This is a genomic window from Trinickia soli (assembly GCF_002879855.1).
GTDB lineage: Bacteria > Pseudomonadota > Gammaproteobacteria > Burkholderiales > Burkholderiaceae > Trinickia > Trinickia soli.
The window spans coordinates 14,078-39,562 of record NZ_PNYB01000021.1; the positions used below are offsets into that span (position 1 = coordinate 14,078).

Genomic DNA, 25,485 nt, shown 5'->3' on the forward strand with positions numbered 1-25,485 from the left:
ATTATGGGTATTACGCTACGTCATTTGAATAAGCGCTATGGGCAATTCTCGGCGCTGGACGATGTGTCGTTGGATTTTCCTTCGGGCGAACTCGTTGCACTCGTGGGGCCGTCCGGCTGCGGGAAGACCACGCTGCTGCGCGTCATCGCGGGTCTGGAGTGCGCGGACGCCGGCCAGGTAGTGCTGCACGGGCAGGACGTTGCGTCGGTCGGCGCACGTGAACGGCAGGTTGGCTTCGTGTTTCAGCACTACGCACTCTTTCGCCACATGACCGTCTTCGAGAATGTCGCGTTCGGGCTGCGTGCAAGGCCGCGCCGGACCAGGCCCAGTGAAGCGGCGATTCGAGCGAAAGTCGGTGAATTGCTCGGCCTGGTTCAGTTGGATTGGCTTGCGCGATCCTATCCTGCCGAGCTATCGGGCGGCCAGCGGCAACGGATCGCGCTTGCCCGCGCGCTCGCCGTCGAGCCCAGAGTGCTGTTGCTCGACGAACCGTTCGGCGCGCTCGACGCGAAAGTCAGAAAGGAGTTGCGCGCGTGGCTGCGCCGGTTGCATGACGACCTGCACATCTCGACGATCTTCGTCACGCACGATCAGGAAGAGGCGCTCGATGTTGCGGATCGAATCGTCGTGATGAACCGCGGTCGCGTTGAGCAGTCGGGTAGCCCGCAGGCGGTTTACGATGATCCGGCGAACGCGTTCGTCTGTGCGTTCCTCGGTGCGGCGAACCGCTTGCCGGGGACTGTTACTGCCGATAGCTTTCTCGCCGACGGTGCTTCGGTGCCGCTTTCTGTAGCAGCCGATTTCGCGGGGCCGGCCCTGGCGTACGTTCGGCCGCACGATGTCGTGCTTACGCCGGCGAACGATAGCCGGCAGGGCGGCATATCGGTTCATGTGCGCCGGGTCGTACCGCTGGGTGCCACGGTTCGAGTCGAACTGGCCTCTCGCACCGGCGACGTGCTGGAAGCGCAGATCGAGCGCGACACATGGCGCGCGCTCTCGATCGAGAAGGGCGATGCCGCGTTCGCGATCCCGCGGGCGGCGCGCGTCTTTCCCGCGCGCTGAAGGTCAATACCGCTGCGGGTTTCGGCCCATGGCCACGCGCCAAATATCTTATCGATACGCTGATTCATTGTGCCGCAACCGACGTCTTCGGTCGCGGCCACGAGGAGGTGGTACATCAAGACGGTTAGCTTGACGAAATCGACGCCGAAGTGGAAGAACAGCCTCTGAATTCCTTTGCCCGATCTTCGATATGTCGTCGGCAAGGCGAATCGCGCTCACACATAGCGCCATTGGAAGCCATCTTTATCGATTCGCCTGACGGTCCCCGCCGACGTCTCGGCAAAATGCGCCGCAAACACCGTTGCGCCTGTATCCGCCGCCCGCGCGAGCAAACGCTGACGCGATGCGCGCGCCTGTTCCTGATCGAGACAGAACATCGAATTCCAATCCGGCCGATGCACCTGCACCGCGCTGTGCATCACATCGCCAGAGAAAAGCGCTGTTTCACCGCACGAGCGAATTTCGATCGCCATGTGGCCGATGCTGTGGCCGAAGGTTGGCAGAAAGCGGATGCCGTCGAGGATTTCCGCGCCGGCATCGGGCACGACCTGTGCCTGACCGGCATCGATGACGGGCCGCACGCTATCTTCGAAGACCATCCGCCGCGACTCGCCTTCCGGCGTGGCGAAATAATCGCACTCGCGCTCGCCGAATACATAGGTCGCGTTCGGAAACACGGGCGCCCAGCGGCCATCCTGCCAATGCGTATTCCAGCCAACATGATCGACATGTAAATGCGTGAGCAGCACATAGGCGATCTTCTCCCGCATGAAACCCGCCGCTTCGAGTCGATCGAGCACCGGATTATCGAGTTTGTCGAACAGCGCACTGAACGGCCGCGATTTCCCGTTGCCGATGCCCGTATCGACGACGATCGTCATACCGCCGATTTCGACAACCCACAGATGCGTCTTCAACGGTACACGCGTGTTGCTCAGATCGAGACTCTCGATGGAGAAGTGTTCTTCGAGCGCACGGCCGTCCGCGGTGCTCCAGTCAGGAAACAGCAGGTTCGGTGCGAGCGCGAAGCCTGTCTCGTCGATGCGCGTGACGGTCGCGGCGCCGACGCGATGGACTTGTAAAGCGGATTCCATGTCAATTCCTTCTCTTCGAGCGCTGGTTTGAGTTTGCGACAGTGACACGCCGCGTCGCGACAATCGCGAGATTCTCTGCATCGCATCCCGCATGTCCACCAAACTCGCCGCACAGAAACAGCTTGCCGTATCGTTCTGCCGCAGCTGCGAACGTGCGGTCCTCGCCGAGCAGGTCCATGATCATCGTGTTCGGCGCCCCGAACCCGCGTACGAGGTCCATGTACAGCGCGCGGCGTTCGCGTTCGGCGGGCGGCGATGCGAGCAGGGTCGGCGCATGGTCGAACGATGCGCCACCTGCATGCAGATCGATGACGACGTCGGCGCGCCGGAGCAGTTCGGTCTCGACGTAATGCGCGATCATCTCCGTCGGCTGGCCGTTGCGAGCACCAGGGAATAGACGATTCAGATTGCCGTGATCGAGAGGAGACGTGCGTGTACCGTTGACGAAGGCCGGAAAATTCAGGCCGGGAATGACGATCAGGCGGCCCCGTATCGCCATCGACGGCATGCGCTGCATCAGTTTCATCAGCGCGACGGGGCCTTCGTATTCGTCGCCGTGATTGCCGCCCGTCAGCAGGACGGTGGGGCCGGTGCCCGTGCCGGCATTGAGGAGCGCGAGCGGAATCGGCACGTGGCCGTATGCCGAGCGGTCGTGCGAATACGGCAGGCGCAGCGTCCCGGTCTGGAACCCCGTGCGTTCGAATTCGATATCCGTGGTGATCAGCGTAGCGGGAGAAGTCATGGCGCAAACAGTAAAGAGCCTGGGTGTCTTTACTATCCGTGACGAAAAGTTCTCTGGCCAATGCCGTTTTCTGCGGCGGGCGATGCCTTTCAGGCATCGCGTGCGGAGTCGCTATTGCAGCTGTTCCACGAAACGCTCGAGCGCCGGATTGTGGTGCTCCGCGACAAAGCAGAATTCGAGCGGCAGGGGCACCGACAGATCCTGCAATTCGACAAAACGCACCCGGGCAGGCGGCCGGTCGCGATTGGCCGCGTTCACGATAGCCGCACCCATCCCCGCGGAGACCAGTGAAAGAATGGCGGTTTCCGTAGACGCTTCCTGTCTGATATCGAGCGTGAGCCCTCGTTCGGCACAGGCGGACAACAGGCGGTCGTAATACGCCGGGTAGACGCGACGCGCGAACGCGATGAACGGCATGCCGACGAGTTCACGAGCGGCGACAGCCCCGGCGCAGCCGTGGGGCCACGCTTCGGGCACCGCCAGCACCACGTTCTGATCGAGCACATGCACGCTGCCGACTCCTTCCGGGATCGCGCCGAAACGGTAGCAGAAACCGCCGTCGAGCCGTCCCGCGGCCAACGCGTCGAACTGTTCAGGCGTGTTCATCGGCGTGAGTTCGAGCGCAACATCGGGCGCGGCTTGCTCGAAAGCGCGCAACGCCCGCGAAACGATGCCGCTCCATACCGCGTTCTCGACGAAGCCGATGCGCAAGGACCCCTGCATGCCGGAGGCGATACGGCGCGCGAGCCGGTTCGCGGCATCAACACGGGCGAGGATCTCGCGCGCTTGCGTCAGATACGCTTCGCCCGCGGGCGTCAGCGTCAATCCGCGCGGCGTGCGTTCGAACAACGCCGCGCCGATCGCTTCTTCGAGATCCTGTATCTGCCGGGAGATTGCCGGTTGCGTGACGTGCAATTGCTCGGATGCCGCCCGCACGCCTCGCAACTCGGCAACGGCGATGAAATAGCGAAGATGCCGAAGTTCCATGCTCGTTTTAGACAGGTGCTGTTGTCCGCGATGATCGCACAGTCGTGCCCCCACACCCTACATCGACACTCATGACGGCGCCGATCAACTGCCGTGTTGAGTCTTATATAAGACATAAGACATTTGACGTCGCTGGGCGTTGGAACTAGAATCGCGGTCGAAGCTGTGCTGGCAACCGCACGCGGCGTGCCCCAGGCCTCCCTTTGAACCGCAATACCAGCAGGTGGTCCCCATGCTTGAAAACTTTCGTGCTCACGTAGCCGCACGCGCTGCGCTCGGCATTCCTCCCCTCCCGCTGACGGCCGAGCAGACCGCCGAGCTGGTCGAACTGCTGATGAATCCGCCCGCCGGCGAAGAGCAAACGCTGGTCGACCTGATCACGCATCGCGTGCCCGCCGGTGTGGACGAGGCCGCTCGCGTGAAGGCGGGTTTCCTGGCCGCGGTCGCCAAAGGCGAGACCGTCTGCGCGCTGATCTCGCGCACGCGCGCCACCGAACTGCTCGGCACGATGCTCGGCGGCTACAACATCCAGCCGCTGATCGAGCTGCTGGCAGACGCCGAAGTGGGTGTCGCGGCCGCTGATGCGCTGAAGAAAACCCTCCTGATGTTCGATCAATTCCACGACGTCAAGGAATTGGCCGATAAGGGCAACGCCAACGCCCGCGCCGTCATGCAAAGCTGGGCCGACGGCGAATGGTTCACGAGCCGCCCGGAAGTGCCCCAAAGCCTGACAATCACTGTCTTCAAGGTGCCGGGCGAAACCAATACCGACGATCTGTCGCCGGCCCCGGATGCCACCACGCGTCCCGACATCCCGCTGCACGCGCTCGCGATGCTGAAGAATGCGCGTCCCGGCATCACGCCGGAAGAGGACGGCAAGCGCGGCCCGGTCAGGTTCATCGAATCGCTGAAGGAAAAGGGTCATCTGGTTGCCTACGTAGGCGACGTGGTCGGCACCGGCTCCTCGCGCAAGTCCGCCACCAACTCGGTGCTCTGGTTCACGGGCCAAGACATTCCCTTCATTCCGAACAAGCGCTTCGGCGGTGTGTGTCTGGGCGGCAAGATCGCTCCGATCTTCTACAACACGATGGAAGACGCCGGCGCGCTGCCGATCGAACTCGATGTGTCGAAGATGGAAATGGGCGATGTCGTCGAGCTGCGTCCCTACGAGGGCAAGGCGCTGAAAAACGGTGAAGTGATTGCCGAATTCCAGGTCAAGTCCGACGTGCTGTTCGACGAGGTGCGCGCCGGCGGCCGCATTCCCCTGATCGTCGGCCGCGGTTTGACGGCCAAGGCACGCGAGGCGCTGGGCTTGCCTGCGTCTACGCTGTTCCGCCTGCCGCAACAGCCGGCCGATAGCGGCAAGGGCTTCTCGCTCGCTCAGAAGATGGTCGGCCGTGCCTGCGGCTTGCCGGAAGGCCAGGGCGTGCGGCCGGGCACGTACTGCGAACCGAAGATGACGTCGGTGGGCTCGCAAGACACGACCGGCCCGATGACGCGCGACGAATTGAAGGACTTGGCGTGCCTGGGCTTCTCGGCCGATCTCGTCATGCAGTCGTTCTGCCATACGGCAGCCTATCCGAAGCCGGTGGACGTGAAGACGCACCGCACGCTCCCTGATTTCATCAGCACGCGCGGCGGCATTGCGCTGCGCCCCGGCGACGGCGTGATTCACTCCTGGCTGAACCGGATGCTGCTGCCCGACACGGTGGGCACTGGCGGCGATTCGCACACGCGCTTCCCGATCGGCATCAGTTTCCCGGCCGGTTCAGGGCTCGTTGCGTTTGCGGCCGCCACCGGCACGATGCCGCTCGACATGCCCGAATCGGTGCTGGTGCGCTTCAAGGGCAAGATGCAACCGGGCGTGACGTTGCGCGATCTCGTCAATGCGATCCCGCTCTATGCCATCAAGCAAGGCATGCTGACGGTGGCCAAGCAAGGCAAGAAGAACATCTTCTCGGGCCGCATTCTCGAAATCGAAGGCCTGCCCGACCTGAAGGTCGAGCAAGCGTTCGAATTGTCGGATGCGTCGGCCGAGCGTTCGGCCGCGGGTTGCACGGTGCACCTCAACAAGGAACCGATCATCGAATATCTGAACAGCAACGTCACGCTGCTGAAGTGGATGATCGCCGAGGGCTACCAAGACCCGCGCAGCCTGCAGCGCCGCATCCAAGCGATGGAGCAGTGGTTGGCCGATCCGCAACTGTTGTCGCCCGATGCGGACGCCGAGTACGCGGCCGTCATCGAAATCGACCTCGCCGACATTCACGAGCCGATCGTCGCCTGCCCGAACGATCCGGATGATGTGAAGACGCTGTCCGACGTGGCCGGCAACAAGATCGACGAAGTCTTCATCGGCTCGTGCATGACGAACATCGGTCACTTCCGTGCCGCATCGAAGCTGCTCGAAGGCAAGCGCGACATCCCGGTCAAGCTGTGGGTGGCCCCGCCGACCAAGATGGACCAGAAGCAACTGACCGAAGAGGGCCACTACGGCGTCTTCGGCACTGCCGGCGCTCGTACTGAAATGCCGGGCTGCTCACTGTGCATGGGCAATCAGGCACAAGTGCGCGAAGGCGCGACGGTCATGTCGACCTCGACCCGCAATTTCCCGAACCGGCTGGGTAAAAACACGAACGTGTACCTTGGCTCCGCCGAATTGGCAGCAATCTGCTCGCGTCTGGGCCGGATCCCGACCAAGGACGAGTACATGGCCGATATGGGCGTGCTCACCGCCAACGGCGACCAGATCTACAAGTACATGAACTTCGACCAGATCGAAGACTTCAAGGAAGTCGCCAGTACTGTGACGATGTAAGGACGCAGTCGGGCTACGGGGCGTTTCTTCGTAGTCGCACGACGCAATGGCACCGCAGGCTGATCGCTTGCGGTGCCTTTTTTTTATGTCATTGCGGCTGCCGCATCAGCGAATACCGGGTCGGCGATCGAGGACCCCGTTCAACGTCCTTGCGTCTCGAGACAGGCACGACCCACCAATTGCGCCGCCTTGCGATCGGCGCTTCGCTGCGACAAGCATGCTGCGGCCCAAACGCCCAGGCCTGCAAGGGCGAGCAGCGCACCGACCCATCCCGGCGAAGTCCAGCCGAAGCCGCCGGCGATCGCCAGTCCGCCAAGAAACGGCCCCAATGCATTGGCCGTGTTGAAAGCGGAATGATTGAGCGAAGCGGCGAGGCTTTGCGCGTCTTCGGCAACGTCCATCAAGCGCGTTTGCAACACCGTGCCGAGCGCACCGCCCACGCCGATCAGAAAAACGTCCGCTGCAATGGCCCAGATGTTCGACGCAGCGAGCGGAAAAACGAGCAGCGTCAGTGCGCTCCACACGAGCAGGAGCCCGGCCGTGCGCATCACCGAGCGATCCGCGAACATCGGCACGACGATGTTGCCGAGCGTCATCCCGATGCCGAACACACTGAGCACGAGCGATGCGGTACCCACTTGAGCGTGCGTGACCGAGGCCAGCACATTGGCCAGATACGTATAGACGGCGAATAAACCGCCGAAGCCGATCGCGCCGATGCCGAGCGTGTACCAGACCTGCGAGCGCCTCAAAGCGCCCAGTTCGCGCAGCGGACTCGCGTCGGCGGCTGCCGGCGTAGACGGCGCCCACAGACGCACGCATGTCATCGTGACCACGCCCATCGCTGCCGCGAAGCCGAAGCTCCAGCGCCAGCCGACCGCATGGCCGAGCCAGTTTGCGAAAGGCACGCCGACGATCGTGGCAACGGTGAGCCCGAGGAACATGCGGCCGACGGCGACCGTGCGGCGATTCTCAGGTACAAGCGAGGTCGCGACGAGCGCCGCGACGCCGAAATAGGCACCGTGCGGCAATCCGCTGATAAAGCGGAAGACGAGCATCCAGTGGTAGCTCGGCGCGACCGCGCTTAGCGTATTGCCCGCGGCGAATAGGGCCATCAACCCGATCAACAGGTCGCGACGATCGAGCCGCGCGCCGAGCACGGCCAGCGCTGGAGCGCCGACCACCACGCCAAGTGCGTAGGCGCTGATCACATGACCGGCAACGGGTGCGCTGATGCCCAGCCCTTGCGCGAACAGCGGCAGCACGCTCATCGTCGCGAATTCGGTCGTACCGATCGCGAAGCCCCCAACGGCTAACGCGAGGAGAACCCAGGCCGTCTTGTTCTGTGCTGCTTCATGTTGGTGCATCGTTCGCTGCCGCCGTCAAACTGGGTTAACCCGCAAAGCGGCCATTCTAGCGGTGGGGCGGAAATTTCGCTCGGCGCGCGATGAAGCAGCCTGGTTCAAGGCGTCAAGGGGGCATCGATCTTCATCGAGCCGGGCGCCCTCAGGGGGCTCCCGATGGTGTCCCCTGCCGTGGATCGCGTGTATTGGGCGTATCGGGAGTATCGGAGATGTCCGGCGTTGGGGTGGGCGACGATCCCGCCCCCGCCGGTGGGAACCCACCGCGCGCGCGCGATGCGCCCGAATCGGGCGGCAGGATGGTCGGCGCAAGCTGTGGCGCTACACCGCCCACTGCGCCCGGAGCGGTTAGGCCCGATGCCGCCGCACCCGACGCCGACTCCGGCACGCTGCTCGCCGGCGCCCCGAGCAGAGGAGGAACGGACGCAGGCAACGGCGCGGACGCTTGCGAGGGCGAAGGTGCCGAACCTGGGACGGCCGCCGACGCGGGCGCTACGGCCGATGCCGGCGCGGACGGTGCGGACGGTGCGGACGGCACGGACGGCGCAACCGGACTGACCGCCCGAGGCGCATGATGCACCGGAGCGGGCGCCGTCGGGGCGTGAACCTTCGTCCCGGACAGCCATGCCATCCACGCACGTAGCTTGTCGCGGAACACATCGAACGCGCCGGGCTGCACTTCGGTGTCGAAGCGCGCGCGCGAGTCGATCAGTCGCGCACGCAACGCTCGCTGATAGAAGTCGCCGACGATCGGCAGTGCGCTGTGCGCGCCTTCGCCCCAGTAATTGCCGCCGAGCGTCACGCGGCCGTCGTCGAACCCGACCCATGCCCCGGCGACAAGCTGCGGATGCATGAGGATGAACCATCCGTCCGTATTGTCCTGCGTCGTGCCGGTCTTGCCTGCTACATCCGCGTGGATGCCGAAGCGCGAGCGAATGCTCGCTCCGGTGCCGCGATTGACGACGTCGCGCATCACGTCGATCAGCGTGCGGTCGGCCGCTACCGGCAGTGCCTGTTCGGGCTCGGCCGCATCGAATTGCGCGAGTACGTGTCCATCGTGATCTGCGATGCTCGTAACCATGCGGGGCTCGAGATACGCGCCGTCGTTCGCGATCGTCGCGTAGGCCGACACCATCTCCTTGACGGTGACCGGACTCGTGCCGAGCGCGAGCGACGGCACAGGATCGAGCTTGCTGTCGCGCACGCCCATCGTTTGTGCAAGGCGCGCGACGCGCTCGGCCCCGACCTGCTCGACCAATTGCGCAGTAATGCGGTTGCGCGAGTAAGCAAGCGCGTCGCGCAGCGTCATCGGCTTGCCGCTCGGCGGCACGTCGTCATCGGGACGCCAGATTTCACCACCCTTGAGCGGAATCTCAACCGGTTGATCGATATAGGTATCGGTTGGCTTTGCGCCGGCCGCGAACGCTGCGCCATAGACAAACGGCTTGAACGTCGAGCCGGGTTGGCGGCGCGACTGTTGGACGTGATCGAACGGCTCTTCGCTGAAATCGCGACTGCCTACCCAGGCTTTGATCTGTCCGTTACGTGGATCGATGGCGAGAAAGCCCGCCTGTATTTCGGTTTTGTCGTGGCACAAATTGCGCATGAAACTGCGATCCGCGCCGAGCCGCTTCAGTGCATCGCTTTCGCTGAGCCCCGCGGCTCGCGCGCTGCGATAGTCGGGGGATTCGCGCATGAACGTCCTGAACAGGTCATTCGTTGGCGAACAGCCCGCGCGGCCGCTCCATTGTCCGTTCGCAATCGACTGCAACTGTCTGCCCTGCCACGCGACGGCGGCGGTGGCCATCGCCTGCAGCCGCGCATCGATCGTCGTATGAACGATCAGGCCGTCAGAGTAAATGTTGTAGTCGTTGGCATCGGCCCAGCCGATCAGCCATTTGCGCAGCTGTTGCGCGAAATGCGGTGCGGGCCCGGGGGGCTCGACCTGACGCTCGAAATCGACGGAAAGCGGCTTGGTCTTCAGTTTCTCGTAGGTGGCAGCCGACAACCGACCGTACTTGACCATCTGCCCCAGCACGGTATTGCGCCTCTGCAGCGCGCGCTCGGGGTTGATCACGGGGTTGTAGTAACTGTTGCCCTTGAGCATGCCCGTGAGCGTCGCGGCTTCGAGAATGTCGAGCTCATGGGCCGATTTGCCGAAGTACGTACGAGCCGCCATCTCTACGCCATAGGCGTTGTAAAGGAACGGCACCGTGTTCAGATAGGTCTCGAGAATTTGATCCTTGCTGTAGGCCATCTCGATCTTTTCCGCGGTGATGGCTTCCTTGATCTTGCGCGTGAGCGTGGGCGCGCGCCCTACTTCGTCGGGGTACAGGTTGCGCGCGAGCTGCTGCGTGATGGTCGAGCCGCCTTGGCGGTTGCCGCCGAACGTATGCAGTGCCGCCGAAGCGGTGCGCTTCCAGTCAATACCGTGATGCTGGTAGAAGCGATGATCTTCAGTCGAGATCAGCGCATCGATCATGTGCGGCGAGATCTGTTTCAGCGTCACCCATTCGCGATTGGACGGCTTGAACTCCGCCAACAGCTTGCCGTCCGCCGAGAGGATCTGTGCCGGCCGATCGACGCGCGCTTTGCGGATGTCGCTGATGCTTGGCGTGAACGGAATCAATGCGAGCACGTACAGCACGACAAGCGCCGGTGGCGTGGCCAGCGCAAGCAGGACGCCGCGCCGGGTCGGATGACGGGCGTGACGCCATAGGGCGGTTGCCGCGCGTTTGGTCAAATCGATGAGGAAACCGGTCAGCGCCACCGCGAGATGCGCGCATGCCTTCGCCAATCGGGCCACGCGGCCGGCCCATTTGGTGCGGAAATCACGTACGGTCGTCATGAATCTTTACGTCGCGCTGCCGGCGCGCCAGCCTGAAAAGGCTGCATGGTAGCAAACGAAGCAGCGCGTCCCGGCAGCGGCCGACTTGAACGACGGTATCCGGCGAACCTTGCTAAGCTGGCGCTGCTCGTTCGCAGCAGCACCGGCGATCGAGCGAAGGCGCGCCGTTGCGGCGCGACGTCGACGCACCTGTCAGGGTCAATCATGAACAGCTCAGAGCAGCTTGCTCCCGCGGCGCCGGTCTCCCCCGACGACGATGCGCCCTTTTCATCGCTCGAACATCGGCGGCATCAATTGTTTCCGAAGCTGTCGTCGGCCGAAATCGCCAGCCTGCGACGCTTCGCCAGCCCGAGATCGTACAAAGCCGGCGACTATCTGTTCGAGGCGGGACGGGTGGGGCCGGGCCTCTTTCTGTTGCTGGAAGGACACGTGCGCGTCTGCTCGCGCGACCAAGCGGGCGGCTTGCGGATCATTGCCGAGCACAATGAAGCCGGCGGCTTCATGGCGGAAATTGCTCAGCTTTCGGGTAAGCCGTCGCTCGTCGACGGGGTGGCCGTGACCGACTGCGAGACGCTGCTCGTCGTCCCGGCGAAGCTGCGTGCGCTGATCGTGGCCGACGCCCAACTGGGCGAGCGCATCATGCGCGCGCTGATATTGCGGCGGCTCGGATTGATCGAGCAGGGCGTGGGGCCGATCATCGTCGGCGACGGCGGCGATGGGCGTGTCATTGCGCTGCAAGGTTTCTTGCGCCGAAACGGCCATCCGTCCACGGTGCTCGACGCGCGTCATAACGAGGAAGCGGTCGCGCTCCTATCCGGTATGACGGTCGGGCCGCAAGATTTTCCGCTCGTGTTTTGCCCGGACGGTTCCGTTCTGCGCGGGCCCGACGAAGTGCAACTGGCAACCTGTCTGGGGCTCGTGCCGTCGTTCGAGTCGGCGGGCGTCTACGATGTCGCGATCGTCGGTGCGGGTCCGGCAGGACTCGCCGCGGCGGTGTATGCGGCCACCGAAGGCCTGTCCGTCGCGGTGTTCGATCAGCGCGCGCCGGGAGGACAAGCGGGCGCGAGCGCGCGCATCGAAAATTATCTAGGCTTCCCGACGGGCATCTCTGGGCAGGCGTTGGCCGCGCGAGCCTACCAGCAGGCGCTGAAGTTCGGCGCCCATCTCGCCATTCCCGGCCAGGTCGCCACTGTGGAGCGGAAGGACGACCGCTTCGTGCTCGCGCTCGCCGACGGCCAACGCGTCGACGCCCGCACGGTGGTCGTCGCAAGCGGGGCCGCGTATCGCAAGCCGCCCGTGGCCGGTCTCGCTCGTTTCGAAGGTTGCGGCATCTACTACTGGGCCTCGCCGATCGAAGCCAAACTCGTGAAAGGGCAGGACATCGTGCTGATCGGCGGCGGCAATTCCGCAGGTCAAGCCATCGTCTTCCTCGCCAATTTTGCGCGCAGCATTCGTGTGTTGATTCGCGCGCAGTCGCTCGATACGAGCATGTCCCGGTATCTGATCGACCGAATCGGCGCGCTGCCGAACGTGTCCATCTGCGACAGCTGTTCGCTCGAAGCGCTCGAAGGCGACGAGGCCGGGCTGGCGCGCGTCATCATTCGGCGCGGCGCAGATCAGGAAATCATCGCGTCGCGGCACTTGTTCCTGTTCATCGGCGCCGATCCGAAAACCGATTGGCTCGCGTCGAGCGGCGTCGAGCTCGATCGTCACGGCTTCGTCATGACGGGTTTCACGGGCAAGGGTGCGCCAGCCGGCGCAGGGCGCGTTTCGTATCCGTTGCAAACCAGCGTGCCGGGCATGTTCGCGATCGGCGACGTGCGCTCGGAATCCGCGAAGCGGGTCGCGGCTGCGGTCGGCGACGGCGCCGCGGTCATCGCCCAGATTCATGGTTATCTGGGCGCATTGAAGGACGCGGCGAAGCCTGCCTGACCGCCGGGCCGACGTGCAAGCGAGGGCGCGAACCGACACCGCGCAGGCGGGGCAACGCCCCAACTGCGCTGGCCCCCTCGCGCACGGGCTACAATAGCGGTTTGCGCGGCATCGATGTCCCATCGGGGCGGCGCCGGCGCGGGCTCCAGACGGCCAGTTTGCTCGATTCCACCTCCATTCCTCGATTGAACGGTTTTCCTCATGAGTACTATTCTTGAAAGCCTCCCGGCTGGCCAGAAGGTCGGCATCGCCTTCTCCGGCGGCCTCGACACCAGCGCCGCGCTGCACTGGATGAAGCTCAAGGGCGCAGTCCCTTATGCCTATACGGCCAATCTGGGGCAGCCCGACGAGGACGATTACGACTCCATTCCGCGTCGCGCGCTCGAGTACGGCGCTGCCGGGGCACGTTTGATCGACTGCCGCGCGCAACTCGTCGCCGAAGGCATCGCGGCGCTGCAATGCGGCGCATTCCACGTTTCGACGGCGGGGCTGACCTACTTCAACACGACGCCGATCGGCCGCGCCGTGACGGGCACGATGCTCGTGGCCGCGATGAAGGAAGACGGCGTCAACATCTGGGGCGACGGCAGCACGTACAAGGGCAACGATATCGAGCGCTTCTACCGCTATGGCCTGCTCGTCAATCCGAGCCTGAAGATCTACAAGCCCTGGCTCGATCAGCAATTCATCGACGAACTCGGCGGTCGCGCTGAAATGTCCGAGTTCATGCGTCAAGCGGGCTTCGCTTACAAGATGTCGGCCGAGAAGGCGTATTCGACCGATTCGAATCTGCTCGGAGCGACGCACGAAGCGAAGGATCTGGAAAGCCTCGAGTCGGGCATCAAGATCGTCAACCCGATCATGGGTGTGGCCTTCTGGCGCGACGACGTGCAGATCGCCAAAGAGGAAATCACGATCCGCTTCGAGGAAGGGCGCCCGACGGCGCTGAACGGCGTCGAATACGCCGATACCGTCGAACTGCTGCTCGAAGCCAATCGCATCGGGGGCCGCCATGGCCTGGGCATGAGCGACCAGATCGAGAACCGCATCATCGAAGCGAAGAGCCGCGGCATTTACGAAGCTCCGGGGCTCGCGCTGTTGTTCATCGCTTACGAGCGTCTTGTCACCGGCATCCATAACGAAGACACGATCGAACAGTACCGCGACAACGGCCGTCGCCTTGGCCGCTTGCTCTATCAAGGCCGCTGGTTCGATCCGCAAGCCATCATGCTGCGCGAAACGGCACAACGCTGGGTCGCGCGCGCGATCACGGGCGAAGTGACGATCGAACTGCGTCGAGGTAACGATTATTCGATCCTGAGCACGAAGTCGCCGAACCTGACCTATCAACCGGAGCGGTTGTCGATGGAGAAGGTGCAGTCGACCTTCTCGCCGCGCGATCGTATCGGTCAGCTGACGATGCGCAATCTCGACATCACCGATACGCGCGAGAAGCTGCGGATCTATTCGCAAGTGGGTCTGCTCACGCCGGGCGAAGCTTCGGCGCTGCCGCAAATCAAGGGCGACGACAAGTAAGCCCGGCCGGCATTCCGGCCGCGCAATCGGGCGGCCTGGCGAAGGTGACGTGCGGTTCCCGACCGCGCATCATCTTCGCGCCTCACTGCTGTTTCGGCCGCTTGCGGCTGCGTCGCAAGCGCCATCATCGATCCCTCGAATGCGGCTCGGAGCGACGCCTATGAGAAACCTCGACAATCCCTCTCACGATCAAGAAGTCGGCGTAGCCGATGCGACGCAGGACACGACGCGCATCGACGACGTCCGTATCGGCGCGGTGCGCCCGTTGATCTCTCCCGCGTTGCTGCAAGACGAACTGCCGGTGCCGCCCGCGGTGCAGACACTGGTCGAGCGTACGCGCGCCGAAATCGGTGACATCCTGCACGGTCGCGACGATCGGCTGGTGATCGTCGTCGGCCCGTGTTCGATCCATGATCACGATCAAGCGCTCGAATATGCGCGCCGGCTCAAAGCGGTTGCCGACGAGTTGCGCGACGATCTGCTGATCGTCATGCGTGTTTACTTCGAAAAGCCGCGTACGACGGTGGGCTGGAAGGGTTATATCAACGATCCGCGGCTTGACGGCAGTTTTCGAATCAACGAAGGCCTGCGTGCAGCGCGTCGATTGCTGCTCGAAGTCAATGGTTTGGGCTTGCCGGCCGGCACCGAGTTTCTCGATTTGCTGAGTCCGCAGTACATCGCCGATCTGATTACCTGGGGCGCGATCGGCGCGCGTACGACGGAGAGTCAGAGCCATCGCCAACTGGCGTCGGGCCTCAGTTGCCCGATCGGGTTCAAGAACGGCACTGACGGAGGGGTGCAAATTGCGGCCGATGCGATCGTCGCGGCCCGTGCGAGCCATGCATTCATGGGCATGACCAAAATGGGCATGGCTGCGATCTTCGAGACGCGTGGCAATCACGACGCACACGTCATCTTGCGTGGCGGCAAAAAGGGGCCGAATTACGATCGGGGGAGCGTGGAGGAATGTTGCGCCGTGCTTCGATCGGCGGGGCTGCGCGAACAGGTAATGATCGATTGCTCGCATGCGAATTCCGGCAAGGCGCATGAACGGCAGATCGACGTCGCCAACGACGTGGCGCAGCAGTTGTCGAACGGCGAACAGCGGATCGTCGGCGTGATGGTCGAAAGCCACCTCGAGGCCGGTCGGCAAGATCTCAAAGCGGGCGTGCCGCTGCGCTACGGCGTGTCGATCACCGATGCATGCCTGGGTTGGGCGCAGACCGAGCCCGTCCTCGATGTATTGGCACAGGCCGTGCGGACGCGCAGATCGCGCTAGCGAGGCGTTCAAGCTTCAAACAAAAAGGAAGGCCCCCGTAAGTTCAGGCTCGACAATGCACCTTTCGCGGGCGCGCGGTTACGGAAATGGACGGCTTTCGGCATTCGCGCACTGGTAGCCTTTACGCACTTTTTATGTCGGGCGTGTGACGCTTGTCCAGATGGCCTGAGCCGGCAGCCCCTCGCTGTGCCGACCGGACCGGGCGCAAACTTCCATTGAGCGTAGCACCCCCTTCTCAGGAGGTGCGACCATGTCTCTCGCTCCAATAGGTGATTCATCGCCCACGCCCGTGCCGGCGTCTACGTCGGTGCCGACGGGCGCGCCACCGCCAGCGCCATCGGCAACACCGCCGCTGACAGAAGCGCAAGTGCTCGACGAACTGCAGAAGACGCAGAATCCCGACGACGTCTATGCGAAAGCGCTGCAATTGATCGAGCAAACGCAGAACGACCAGGTCGCAGCACAAGCCGTCCAGGACGCCTTCGATGCGTGCATCGTCGCCCCCGCTGCGAAGCAGATTGCCGATGCCTATAGCAAGGGCGGCGCGATGGCGGCCGCGGCGAGTCTTCACAATGCGCTGAAAGGCGCGCCGCCCGAGGTAGCCGACAGTATTTTCAAAGCCGCGAAACCGACCGTCGACGCGATCGTGCAAGAGTTGGGCGGTACGGCGTTCTCCACCCGATTCCTGCTTCCGCCGACGACGAGCGGCTCCGTGACCAGCCTGCGCAAGAGCCAGCAGGACGGCGTCCCTCAAGCCTATCCGCCTCAGCTTTGGAGGATTGCGTCGCAAGACGAGTTCAAGTCGGTCTATGCCGACCTGTCGGCCGCCGTGGAATTGGCAAGCAAGGGCCCTGACGGGGATGCGGTGGCCAAACAGGTGGCCTCCAGCATCGTTACGGCCCTGCCATACCAGGCGAAGGACGCCGTGTATTTTCCGTCGCTGGAGAACGTCGACACGAACGCGCTGATGAGCAGCGCTGTGACGAACGCCGTATCGAGCGGCGATGGCGCTGCGCTTTCGCTCGCCCTTGTGAAGAGGGCATCCGAGGTGCCTGCGCCGAGCAGTACAAACGGGACAAGTGCGGCAATGGCACCGCCACCGCGGCTTGAAACGAAACAACTGTTCGACGCGATCGCTACTGCCATTCGGACGCTGCGCACGAACAACGACAATGCGATGACGGACTTCACGACGCCGGCGCCCGAATTGGCGCAGCAAGCGCTGCGCTGGGGCGGCTTCGTTGGCGACGACGCGGCCGGCATCGCGAAGCTTCAGGATGCGCTGGCGAAGACGATCGACCAAACGCCTTCGTTGGCAAAGCCGCTTGCGGCGAAAAAGGAAAAAGTCGATCAAACGGCGGCTGACGCCTGGGGCGTACTGATCGATTTGCAGAATGCGAAGGCTGATCTGCAAGGGGTCGCAGGCATCGATTCATTGGCGGGTGCCGCGACGCAGCTGCAGCACGATCAGCAGACGTCGAAATCGCTGGGTGTCAGTGCGACCGCGCAAGCGGCGGTCAGCCAAGCCGAGACGCTGCAGCTGGCAAAGTCAAACCCAGCCTACAACGCGCCCGGGAAACCGCCTAACCTTTGGTGGTCATCGCGTGTCTTGCGTGGCCTCGTTTCCCAGATCGCGGCGATGAAGATGCCGGCCAGTAGCGGAGACCAATTGAACGCGGCGGTAGCCAGTATTTCCCGCATGACCGACGAGCAGCGCAAGCAGCTTTTTGGCACGTCGGACATAGGAGCCATTAAAAAAACGTTGGTCGAACCTGAAGGGGGAACCCGGGAAGCCACGGTTGTTGATGCCGTAAAGAAAATGACCGACGCCGACATCGATCAAATCACCGCACGTGGAGGCTTGGCGCTGAGCACGCCGGCGGGCCAGGCGATGACCGGCCTCAGCACGGCGCTGTACCTGATCGGTGCGGCGGATCTGATCGATACGCCGGTCGTGCCGGGGAAAAATCCGGTGCCTGCGCTGATCAACCAAAGTTTCGGCTGGGTCGTCCTGTGGGGAGCCGTCAACAACAGCGCGATGCTCGGTTCGAGTTGGGCACGCACGCTGCTGGTCGGCGAGAACTCCATGCTGTTCAAGAACAAGATGCCGATTGGCAGTTGGATGGATCGTCTGACGAGCCCTGCCGTGGGGAAAGGCACGATATTCGAGTATTCGGGGGAGGCGTTCGACGGCGTCGCATCGCTGCTCCTCGCCGGCATCGCCGCCTATGAGTTCGGACACAAAGACTATTTGATGTCGGGGCTTCATCTGGCGGTGTCGGTCATCGGCGGCTATCCTCTTGCCGCGAAATATAGCCCGAAGATTCCAATGTGGCTGGCGGGCGGGCCACAAGAGGCCATTGCCGGGGACGCCTTGGAAGAAAGCGTGGCGGCTGCCGCTGCAGTGGAAGCAGGGGGCGCCGATTTGGCAGGTCCGCTGGGCACGGTCGCGACGTTGCTGCTGACGACGGGCATGTACGGTGTCAAGAAGATCCGCAACGAGATCGCGGCTGCGTCGGCCGAGCCGCTGAACCGGACCATGCTGCACAACCTCGGTTTCTCGACTGACCAGGCCAAGTTGCTGGCCAACGATGACGAGCACGGCAACAGCATCGGCCCGACACTGCAGGCAACGGCGTACCGGCTGGGTCTCTCGGGGAAGCAGATGGGCGACTATTTGAAGTCGTTCACGGATATGCAGAAGCTGAACGAGCTCGTGCTGGCCACGCAGAACGTCAACGCCGATGCACAGGGCAATTACCAGGCCACGCTGCTCGGTCACGACGATGCGATCGCCGATGCGCCTGCCGGATTGTCGGGGCTGGCGCTGAAGGGCTTCTATGAGAAAAACACGCCGTTGTTCGACATTCCGACGTTGCTTCCATCCGCCGACAGCCAGGGGCAACCGCCGTTGAATGCAGACGATAGCTACTACAGAAAGTTGGCTTTGGAGCGGGAAACACCGCACAGCCTCGACGGCTTGATCCAATGGGCCAAGGACGATGGCATTCCCTTCCCGACCGCGGCACCGAGCGGCGGCGGCGCTACGACCAATCCGCCCGAGCCGCCCGACCAGCGTGGCATGGGCAAGACCCATACGCCAGCCCCAGCCCCAACCCCAACGCCGACTCAGCGCGACGTTACCGCGCATGACGGCGATACGCTCGGCGGCATTGCGCAATCGAACGGGACGACGCTGCCAGGGCTCGCTCCGCTCAACCCCGAGTTCGACTGGTCTTTGCTGGGAATCGACGCGGCGAGACAAGGAAAGCGCGATCCGAATCTGCTCTTCCCGGGCGACATCATTCACATTCCGGTTGGGCCGTGAACGCCGGCGCGCGCCTGCAATGCGCGCGCGTAGCCCGGCGAACGATCGCTGCTCAAATGATGAGCCGTGAGATCTTCGTGCCTTCCAGCGATACGCCGGCCATCAAGCCGGCGTTCGTGAGAACGAACGCTTCGACCGGGCTTGTCGCGGTCGACGTATCGACGTTGCCGTTCGCGCCAATGCGCACGAGCGCCACCGTGGCATCGACGCCCGCCGCCCAGCCTTGGCTGCTCGTGAATTTATCGAGCGCCTCTTGCGTCATGAACAGCATGATGATGGCTTTCGATTGCGCGCCGATCTGCAGCCCGAACGAAGCCGCCGCGATGCTGTAATAGCCGCTCGACTGGCCGCCGATGCGCAATGCCCCTTGGCCATACTGCCCGCCGATCCAGAACCCCGCGGAGAGCACGGAAGGAAAGACGAGAACGCCGCGCGCGTTACTGACGAGCTCACGCGAGCCATGCACCGTCGAATATAGACGGGTCAGCGTGGCTTCGACATCTGCATCGATCGCTGCACGCTTGCCGGCGTCGCCCCCCGGTGAGGAGCTCGAAGAAAGCGGCGTGGTCGTGCATCCGGTGAGCGCAAGTCCGCCCGATGCGAGTGCGGCTCCGGTCATTGCGATGAATCGACGGCGTTGCATGAATCCTCCTGACAAGCGAACGATTGATGGTCGCGCGCGACGTGTTATTCCGCATGCGGCGAAGCTGATACAAAGACAATGCAAATGTCGCGGGAGTTCCGAAGCGATCGATTTCCGTATTCGGGATTGCAAGCGATCGACAACATCGACGGCCTTCCGATTCGTTGATTCTGCGATTCATCGATTCATCGGTTCATCGATCGCTTCCGCGCCATTAACCAGTTCTGCGAATGGTTTGAGCGGGCTTAGTGAGGAACGTCCACTACGCCATGGCTCACGGCAATCGCATTGCTGCCCGGGTTCGAGGCAATGGCGGGCAGATTGGCGGTGGTCAGCGCGGGCGCGGCGCCGGGCGTGCCGCCGCGCGGTATCGTGCGCAGCACCTGCGACGGCGGCAACGGCGTACCGTCATGCAAGTGCCGCCACATCAGATCGAGCGCTTGCAGGTAGTAGTAATGGACGGGGATGAAACGCGTATCGAAGCCGGGCACACCGAGAAATGCGTCGAAGTGCTGTCCGTTCATCACTTCGTAGAGCGATACCTGACTGCGAGCGCCTTCGCGCGCGCTGTTGGCGGCCAGGTATGCCCGCGAAGCATGGTTGATCGGCACAAGCGCGTCGCTGCGCCCTTGCACGAGGATCGCGGGCTTGCCGTGAAGATCGGCGCGGACGCGAATGGCGCGAACGCTCGCGTGCATGCGCGGGTCATGCTGCGTCCATAGCTGGCGCATACAGAGCGCACCGGCAAAGCTCGCATCGGGTGTTGCGAAGCGATGGTCGGCTGCGCCCGTGGCGCCGTCGTTGTAGACGAGACTGATGCCGTTGGTGGGGGGAATCCCGTTGCCGAGGCCGAACACGGCCCCCATCGGCGAGGCGGCCGGCGGCACACCGGCTGCGCCCGTGGCCGGATTCGTCGTGCCGAAGCTGAAACCGCAGAGATTGTCGAGCACGCTCGATCGCGTATAGGCGTTCGCATAGGTGACGGCGACGGCCGGCACGGCTTGGGAATCCCACATCGCGGCTTGCAACAGGTCGGAATCGGCTTCATAGCCCGCGGCATGCAACTGCGCGAGCGCATCGTCGGCTTGCGCCTGCAGATCGGCGCCCGTCACATAGCCGGCCGCAGCCAACGATGCGCAGCGCGCCTGCCGGATCGCAATTGTTGTCGCGAGGGGCAATGCGGTCAGATAAGGCGCGCCCGTGGCCGCTTGCGCCAATGCGGCACAGGGCTGCAGCAGGTTCGCGAGCGTCGTGTAATCGGCGAGCGGTTTGCCGGCTTGTGCGATCGGCTGGCCGCCTTCGAGCACGCGAGCGCGATGCGGCAGGTCCACGTTGACCTGCGGCTCGCCGACGACGACGGCCGTGATCCAGCCGCGCTTGTCTTGCTCGGCAGCGGCCAGCGAAGCGCCGCCGCCGTTGCTGACCGACGCGGCGATCGTCGTGATGCTGCCGGGCTCGTAGCGGACGTGCCGACGCGAGCCGGAGACGGTCGCACCAAATTGATGATTCAACGCCCAGTACGCGAACTTGATAGCTTCAAGCGTGTCTTTGCCCCATTCCTGCTCGGGGTTTTGCTGCGAGTGGGCGTGCTTGAACGCATATCGATAGGGGAATGCCGCGTTGAAGCGGGCGATGTCGCTCGCACTGGCATCGACCGTGAACAGGCTGTCGCGGCCTGCGCTGGCGGCGTCGGCGACGAGGCCATCGATCAACGTGACGTGACCCGTCATCAGCTCTTGCGCGCCGTTGCCCGAGCCCTTGTCCGTGTAAGCGACGGCGCAGCCGCGCTTGAGGCCCCATTCGCCCGCGGCCGATACGGCGCCGTACACGCCACGCGAGCCCGAGGATGTCGCCGTGACGATGCAAGGTTTTTGCGGATCGAACTGGGTTGGCACCTGCACCATCAAGGTGACGTTTTGGTTGCCGGCGCCGTTATCGGCATAGGCGAGATATTCCGTGCCCGCGACTTTTCCTTCTCCTAACGTATCGTTGCCGTTGATGTCGATATTGGGCCCCCAGAAGCGGCCGTATCCGCCGTTGGCCGTCATGTCGACAAGCGCACGGTAGTTCGACCAGATCGCGAGCCTGCGCAGTTCGGCTGCGGTCGGGCTGGCCGGGTTCGCGATCGTCGGGGCAGGCCCTGCCAGCCCGGTTTTGCCGAGGCCGCCGGTCAGCAGATCGTCGGTGACGCCGTCGTAAGTCGTGGTGCGCAGGCTGCTCGCGACGACGAACGACGGCAGGCGGTTGAAGTTCGACGGTGCGCTGTCGCGATCGCCGGCGCGGGCCGCCGTCGAAAAGAGCGTGGCGCCGGCGATTGCGGCGCCCGCCAATAGGACGGCACTGCAAGCTGCAAGTGGAATGGCTTTCATTGGTGTCTCCATGCACTGCTTGTTGAGCGTAGCGCGGTGGTGCGCCGTTTCGATGCGAAGACCCTGCGTGACACTGCCATGACATCGACCTGCGGAACGAGCGCATGCGCGCGAGAAATGCATCGCTATCGGTCGACGACGAGATTGTGACGGAAACTGCATGCGCCCATCAACTTTCGTTTTTCCTGCGACGCTCGGGTATGAGCGATGTGAACTGCGGTGCCAGCGGTGGTGTGTGCGACAACCGTCACAGCGCGATCGATCGAAACGCTACGCGCATGGACGGCTCGCGACGGCGCATTCGGCGAGATGAACGACGAGCCTCTGCGCGGCCGGCTGCAAGGCTTCGTAGTCCTTGAAAAAAATGGCGAAGCGACGTTCGGCCCATGCGTCTGTCAGTGGGACGATCTTCATGTCGAAAATGCGCGCATAGGTGTGGCCGACGATGGCGGGCACAACGCTGATTCCGAGATTGGCAGCGACTACTCGGAACGTCGCGTCGAACGTCGATACGACCATGCGATAGGACACATTGCGCCCAAGCGCCGCGGCGGCGCGGCGCAACGTGGTGTGGACGGCTGTCGAAGGGGGCATGCCCACATGTTCGTAATCAAGCGTCTGTTCGAGAGAAACCGACCTGTGTTTCGCCAACGGATGGCCGGGATGCACGGCCAACGCAAGGTGGTCTTGCCGGTAAGGGCGGGACATGAGTCCGTTCAAATCGACGTTGTCCCAACACACGCCGATGGAGGTCTCGCCGTCGCGGACGCGACGGACGAGTTCGAGCGAGATTTGCTCGTCGACGCTGACTTTCACGTTTTCGTGTTCGGGCGCCCGCAAGAACGAAGCGATGTCGTCGAGCAATGCTTCGGCGATCGCCGACGCCGAAGCGCAAACGGTGACACTGCCGACGAGCCCGTGCTTGAATCCGGCGACATCGGTGGAGATGCGCTCCATCGTAAACAGCGCGTTGCGCGCATGTTCGAGCAGAACGATGCCCGCCGGCGTCGGATGCGCGCCGCGGCGCGTTCGCACGAGCAACGGTACGCCAAGGTCGCTTTCAAGTTGCGCGATGCGTTTGCTGATTGCCGACGGCTCGATGTGCATTTCTTCGGCGGCACGCGCCATGTTGCGGAGATCGCAAACCGCCACGAAAAGGCGCAAGGTCTTCAAATCGATGTCACGCATTCGAACGCTCGGTATGGAGGGGCAAGGTAACGTCCTGCGCAAAGCGAGGGTTTCCAAACGGGAAGGCTTTCGGTTCCAAAATAACGCTTGCCCGATCGTTCGGAATGTCTAAAGTTAGCACACGGCCGGCGCAGGAGCGACCGGCGCAGCCAACGGAGACATGCCCGATGAAGTCACTGCCCTCCCGCGCAATCATCAGAGAAGTAGGCTTGCGCGATGGTTTGCAGAGTATCCAGACGATCTTGCCGACCGCACGCAAATGCGCCTGGATCCGGCGTGCGTACGAGGCGGGGCAGCGCGAAATGGAAGTAGGCTCGTTCGTCCCTGTGCGGCTGATGCCGCAGCTGGCCGATACGGCGGAGGTCGTCGCCTATGCGAAGACGTTGCCGGACCTTGTCGTGTCGGTGCTCGTGCCCAACCTGAAAGGCGCCGAGCGCGCGCTCGAAGTCGAAGCGGATGCGATGCTCGTCCCGCTGTCGGCGAGCCATGCGCACAGCGTGGCGAACTTACGTAGGACTCCTGATGAAGTCATCGCCGAGATCGGGCGAATGCGAGCGGCTCGCGACGCCGCTGGCGCGAAGACGCGCATCGAGGTGGGCATCAGCACGGCGTTCGGCTGCACGATTCAGGGCGACGTATCGCGGCAGGAAGTGATGCGCTGCCTGCAGGCAGTGCTCGATGCGGGCGCCGATCAGGTCGGCTTGGCCGACACGGTGGGCTATGCGGGGCCCGGTGCCGTGCGTGCGTTGTTCGAGCAAGCGCGCCGCGTGGCGGGCGATCGCCTTGCATGCGCGCATTTTCATGACACGCGGGGGCTGGCGCTGGCGAACGTTTTTGCAGCGCTCGAGACCGGCATCGAGCGATTCGACGCGTCGTTGGGCGGGATCGGCGGGTGCCCGCATGCGCCCGGCGCGAGCGGGAACGCGTCGACCGAGGACCTCGTTTTCATGCTCGAAGAGATGGGAATCGCGACAGGCGTCGACATCGAAGGTTTGCTCGCGCTCCGCGCCGAACTCGAGCGCTGGTTGCCGAACGAAGTGCTGCACGGCAGCCTCGCGCGCGCCGGTTTGCCGAAGACTTTCACCGGGCGGTCGCCCAACGATTTCACGGCAGGTGTCCAATGAGTATGGCTACTTCGCTGCCGCTCGACGGCATCCGCGTCGTCGAATTCACGCACATGGTGATGGGCCCGACATGCGGCATGATCCTTGCCGACCTGGGCGCCGAGGTCATCAAGGTCGAACCGCCCGGCGGTGACAAGACGCGCCGCCTTCCCGGGCTTGGCATCGGTTTTTTTCGCACGTTCAATCGCAACAAGAAGAGTGTCGTCATCGATATCGCCACGCCCGAAGGGCAGGCTGCCGCCGGCGATTTGATCGGCGAATGCGACGTCGTCATCGAAAATTTCCGGCCGGGATTGATGCGCGACTTCGGACTCGACTACGACACGCTGTCCAGGCGCTACCCTCGGCTCGTGTATGCGTCGCACAAGGGCTTTCTGCCGGGCCCCTACGACAAGCGGCTTGCGCTGGACGAAGTCGTGCAGATGATGGGCGGCCTCGCCTATATGACCGGCCCGGTCGGGCGTCCGCTGCGCGCCGGCGCCTCCGTCAACGACATCATGGGCGGGATGTTCGGCGCGATCGGGATTCTGGCCGCGTTGCGCGAACGCGATCGCACGGGACGCGGACAGGAAGTGCAAAGCGCGCTGTTCGAGAACTGCGTCTTTTTGTGTGCTCAACATATGCAACAGTACGCGATGACGCACGAGCCGCTGCCGCCGATGCCGGCCCGCGTTTCGGCCTGGAGCGTGTACGACGTATTCACGCTTGCGCAAGGCGAGCAGTTGTTCATCGGCGCCGTGAGCGACAAGCAATTCGTCGCGTTGTGCGACGTGTTGCATCGGCCCGATCTGGCGGCCGAGCCGCGCTTTGCAACGAATTCGCAACGCGTGGCATCACGCTCCGAGCTGATTCCGCTCTTGTCTGAAGTGCTCAGCGCGCATCGCGTCGCCGAGCTTGTGCCGAAGCTCGAAGGCGCGGGCATTCCCTATGCCCCGATCGTGCGGCCCGAACAATTGCTCGACGACCCGCATTTGAAGGCGAGCGGTGGACTGGTGCCGATGACGACGGACGACGGCGGCACCACCGACGTCGTATTGCTGCCGCTGACGATGGGCGGACGGCGGCCGGGCGTGCGGCAAGCGCTCGCCCGGATCGGCGAGCATACGCAGGAGATCTTGCAGCGGATCAAGCCTCGCGTGAGCCGGTAGAGGTGCGGATGCGGCGATAGATCCCT

15 protein-coding genes and 2 pseudogenes are annotated in these 25,485 nt (G+C 63.6%); 9 read left to right on the top strand and 8 right to left on the bottom strand.

Features of this window, described 5'->3' with window-relative positions:
* Positions 1-3: 3 nt before the first annotated feature.
* The gene (locus tag C0Z19_RS21130; RefSeq protein WP_102611795.1) at positions 4-1,062 is read left to right on the top strand and encodes a sulfate/molybdate ABC transporter ATP-binding protein; all 1,059 of its coding nucleotides are present in this window, start codon (positions 4-6) and stop codon (positions 1,060-1,062) included.
* Positions 1,062-1,190, top strand: a pseudogene (locus C0Z19_RS21135) (alpha/beta hydrolase); the annotation flags it as partial. The gene C0Z19_RS21130 and the pseudogene C0Z19_RS21135, both read left to right, overlap by 1 nt.
* Before the next feature lie 87 nt (positions 1,191-1,277).
* Here the strand turns inward: C0Z19_RS21135 and C0Z19_RS21140 are convergent.
* From C0Z19_RS21140 to C0Z19_RS21150, 3 genes and pseudogenes are all read right to left on the bottom strand, one after another.
* The gene (locus tag C0Z19_RS21140) at positions 1,278-2,156 is read right to left on the bottom strand and encodes an MBL fold metallo-hydrolase (protein WP_102611796.1); all 879 of its coding nucleotides are present in this window, start codon (positions 2,154-2,156) and stop codon (positions 1,278-1,280) included.
* 58 nt (positions 2,157-2,214) lie between these two features.
* A pseudogene (locus C0Z19_RS21145) lies at positions 2,215-2,898 on the bottom strand (succinylglutamate desuccinylase/aspartoacylase family protein); the annotation flags it as partial.
* Positions 2,899-3,009: 111 nt separating this feature from the next.
* Positions 3,010-3,885, bottom strand: coding sequence for a LysR family transcriptional regulator (locus C0Z19_RS21150; RefSeq protein WP_102611797.1), 876 nt, complete (start codon positions 3,883-3,885; stop codon positions 3,010-3,012).
* Between the two features lie 232 nt (positions 3,886-4,117).
* On the opposite strand from C0Z19_RS21150, the gene acnB reads away from it, so the two are divergent.
* Positions 4,118-6,703, top strand: coding sequence for a bifunctional aconitate hydratase 2/2-methylisocitrate dehydratase (gene acnB / locus C0Z19_RS21155; protein ID WP_102611798.1), 2,586 nt, complete (start codon positions 4,118-4,120; stop codon positions 6,701-6,703).
* A gap of 140 nt (positions 6,704-6,843) precedes the next feature.
* On the opposite strand, the gene C0Z19_RS21160 is transcribed toward acnB, so the two are convergent.
* Both C0Z19_RS21160 and C0Z19_RS21165 read right to left on the bottom strand, forming a co-directional pair.
* Positions 6,844-8,070, bottom strand: a complete 1,227-nt coding sequence (locus C0Z19_RS21160; protein ID WP_102611799.1) for an MFS transporter — start codon at positions 8,068-8,070, stop codon at positions 6,844-6,846.
* A gap of 139 nt (positions 8,071-8,209) precedes the next feature.
* A complete protein-coding gene (locus C0Z19_RS21165; protein ID WP_102611800.1) occupies positions 8,210-10,912 on the bottom strand; it encodes a penicillin-binding protein 1A in 2,703 nt (900 codons plus the stop codon).
* Between the two features lie 204 nt (positions 10,913-11,116).
* On the opposite strand from C0Z19_RS21165, the gene C0Z19_RS21170 reads away from it, so the two are divergent.
* The 4 genes from C0Z19_RS21170 to C0Z19_RS21185 all read left to right on the top strand — a co-directional run bounded on the left by C0Z19_RS21170 (position 11,117) and on the right by C0Z19_RS21185 (position 18,987).
* Positions 11,117-12,844 (top strand): FAD-dependent oxidoreductase, encoded by a 1,728-nt coding sequence (locus C0Z19_RS21170; protein ID WP_102611851.1) that lies wholly within the window; start codon positions 11,117-11,119, stop codon positions 12,842-12,844.
* A gap of 201 nt (positions 12,845-13,045) precedes the next feature.
* Positions 13,046-14,380: an argininosuccinate synthase gene (gene argG, locus C0Z19_RS21175; protein ID WP_102611801.1), complete on the top strand. Its 1,335-nt coding sequence runs from the start codon at positions 13,046-13,048 to the stop codon at positions 14,378-14,380.
* Positions 14,381-14,540: 160 nt separating this feature from the next.
* Positions 14,541-15,659 carry a 3-deoxy-7-phosphoheptulonate synthase gene (locus C0Z19_RS21180; RefSeq protein WP_102611802.1) on the top strand — a complete coding sequence of 373 codons (1,119 nt, stop codon included), beginning with the start codon at positions 14,541-14,543 and terminating at the stop codon, positions 15,657-15,659.
* A 250-nt stretch (positions 15,660-15,909) separates the two neighbouring features.
* Positions 15,910-18,987: a LysM peptidoglycan-binding domain-containing protein gene (locus C0Z19_RS21185; RefSeq protein ID WP_146012110.1), complete on the top strand. Its 3,078-nt coding sequence runs from the start codon at positions 15,910-15,912 to the stop codon at positions 18,985-18,987.
* A 52-nt stretch (positions 18,988-19,039) separates the two neighbouring features.
* Here the strand turns inward: C0Z19_RS21185 and C0Z19_RS21190 are convergent, their stop codons facing one another.
* The 3 genes from C0Z19_RS21190 to C0Z19_RS21200 form a co-directional block, all read right to left on the bottom strand.
* Positions 19,040-19,630 (bottom strand): BPSL1445 family SYLF domain-containing lipoprotein, encoded by a 591-nt coding sequence (locus C0Z19_RS21190; RefSeq protein WP_102611804.1) that lies wholly within the window; start codon positions 19,628-19,630, stop codon positions 19,040-19,042.
* Positions 19,631-19,875: 245 nt separating this feature from the next.
* Positions 19,876-21,999: a D-(-)-3-hydroxybutyrate oligomer hydrolase gene (locus C0Z19_RS21195; protein ID WP_102611805.1), complete on the bottom strand. Its 2,124-nt coding sequence runs from the start codon at positions 21,997-21,999 to the stop codon at positions 19,876-19,878.
* A gap of 270 nt (positions 22,000-22,269) precedes the next feature.
* Positions 22,270-23,187, bottom strand: a complete 918-nt coding sequence (locus C0Z19_RS21200) for a LysR family transcriptional regulator (RefSeq protein WP_102611806.1) — start codon at positions 23,185-23,187, stop codon at positions 22,270-22,272.
* Positions 23,188-23,354: 167 nt separating this feature from the next.
* Between C0Z19_RS21200 and C0Z19_RS21205 the strand changes: the two genes are divergently transcribed.
* Both C0Z19_RS21205 and C0Z19_RS21210 read left to right on the top strand, forming a co-directional pair.
* Entirely contained in the window at positions 23,355-24,311 is a 957-nt protein-coding gene (locus C0Z19_RS21205) for a hydroxymethylglutaryl-CoA lyase (RefSeq protein WP_102611807.1), read from the top strand.
* A complete protein-coding gene (locus C0Z19_RS21210) occupies positions 24,308-25,459 on the top strand; it encodes a CaiB/BaiF CoA transferase family protein (protein ID WP_102611808.1) in 1,152 nt (383 codons plus the stop codon). The genes C0Z19_RS21205 and C0Z19_RS21210 overlap by 4 nt, the downstream gene beginning before the upstream one ends.
* The last annotated feature ends 26 nt before the right edge of the window (positions 25,460-25,485 follow it).

Excerpts from the sequence above, each read along its gene's own strand:
- C0Z19_RS21150 (WP_102611797.1), bottom strand. The coding sequence starts at position 3,885 with ATGGAACTTCGGCATCTTCGCTATTTCATCGCCGTTGCCGAGTTGCGA.
- argG (WP_102611801.1), top strand. The coding sequence starts at position 13,046 with ATGAGTACTATTCTTGAAAGCCTCCCGGCTGGCCAGAAGGTCGGCATC.
- C0Z19_RS21195 (WP_102611805.1), bottom strand. The coding sequence starts at position 21,999 with ATGAAAGCCATTCCACTTGCAGCTTGCAGTGCCGTCCTATTGGCGGGC.
- C0Z19_RS21190 (WP_102611804.1), bottom strand. The coding sequence starts at position 19,630 with ATGCAACGCCGTCGATTCATCGCAATGACCGGAGCCGCACTCGCATCG.
- C0Z19_RS21185 (WP_146012110.1), top strand. The coding sequence starts at position 15,910 with ATGTCTCTCGCTCCAATAGGTGATTCATCGCCCACGCCCGTGCCGGCG.
- C0Z19_RS21210 (WP_102611808.1), top strand. The coding sequence starts at position 24,308 with ATGAGTATGGCTACTTCGCTGCCGCTCGACGGCATCCGCGTCGTCGAA.
- C0Z19_RS21205 (WP_102611807.1), top strand. The coding sequence starts at position 23,355 with ATGAAGTCACTGCCCTCCCGCGCAATCATCAGAGAAGTAGGCTTGCGC.
- C0Z19_RS21170 (WP_102611851.1), top strand. The coding sequence starts at position 11,117 with ATGAACAGCTCAGAGCAGCTTGCTCCCGCGGCGCCGGTCTCCCCCGAC.
- C0Z19_RS21130 (WP_102611795.1), top strand. The coding sequence starts at position 4 with ATGGGTATTACGCTACGTCATTTGAATAAGCGCTATGGGCAATTCTCG.
- C0Z19_RS21165 (WP_102611800.1), bottom strand. The coding sequence starts at position 10,912 with ATGACGACCGTACGTGATTTCCGCACCAAATGGGCCGGCCGCGTGGCC.
- C0Z19_RS21160 (WP_102611799.1), bottom strand. The coding sequence starts at position 8,070 with ATGCACCAACATGAAGCAGCACAGAACAAGACGGCCTGGGTTCTCCTC.
- C0Z19_RS21180 (WP_102611802.1), top strand. The coding sequence starts at position 14,541 with ATGAGAAACCTCGACAATCCCTCTCACGATCAAGAAGTCGGCGTAGCC.
- acnB (WP_102611798.1), top strand. The coding sequence starts at position 4,118 with ATGCTTGAAAACTTTCGTGCTCACGTAGCCGCACGCGCTGCGCTCGGC.
- C0Z19_RS21200 (WP_102611806.1), bottom strand. The coding sequence starts at position 23,187 with ATGCGTGACATCGATTTGAAGACCTTGCGCCTTTTCGTGGCGGTTTGC.
- C0Z19_RS21140 (WP_102611796.1), bottom strand. The coding sequence starts at position 2,156 with ATGGAATCCGCTTTACAAGTCCATCGCGTCGGCGCCGCGACCGTCACG.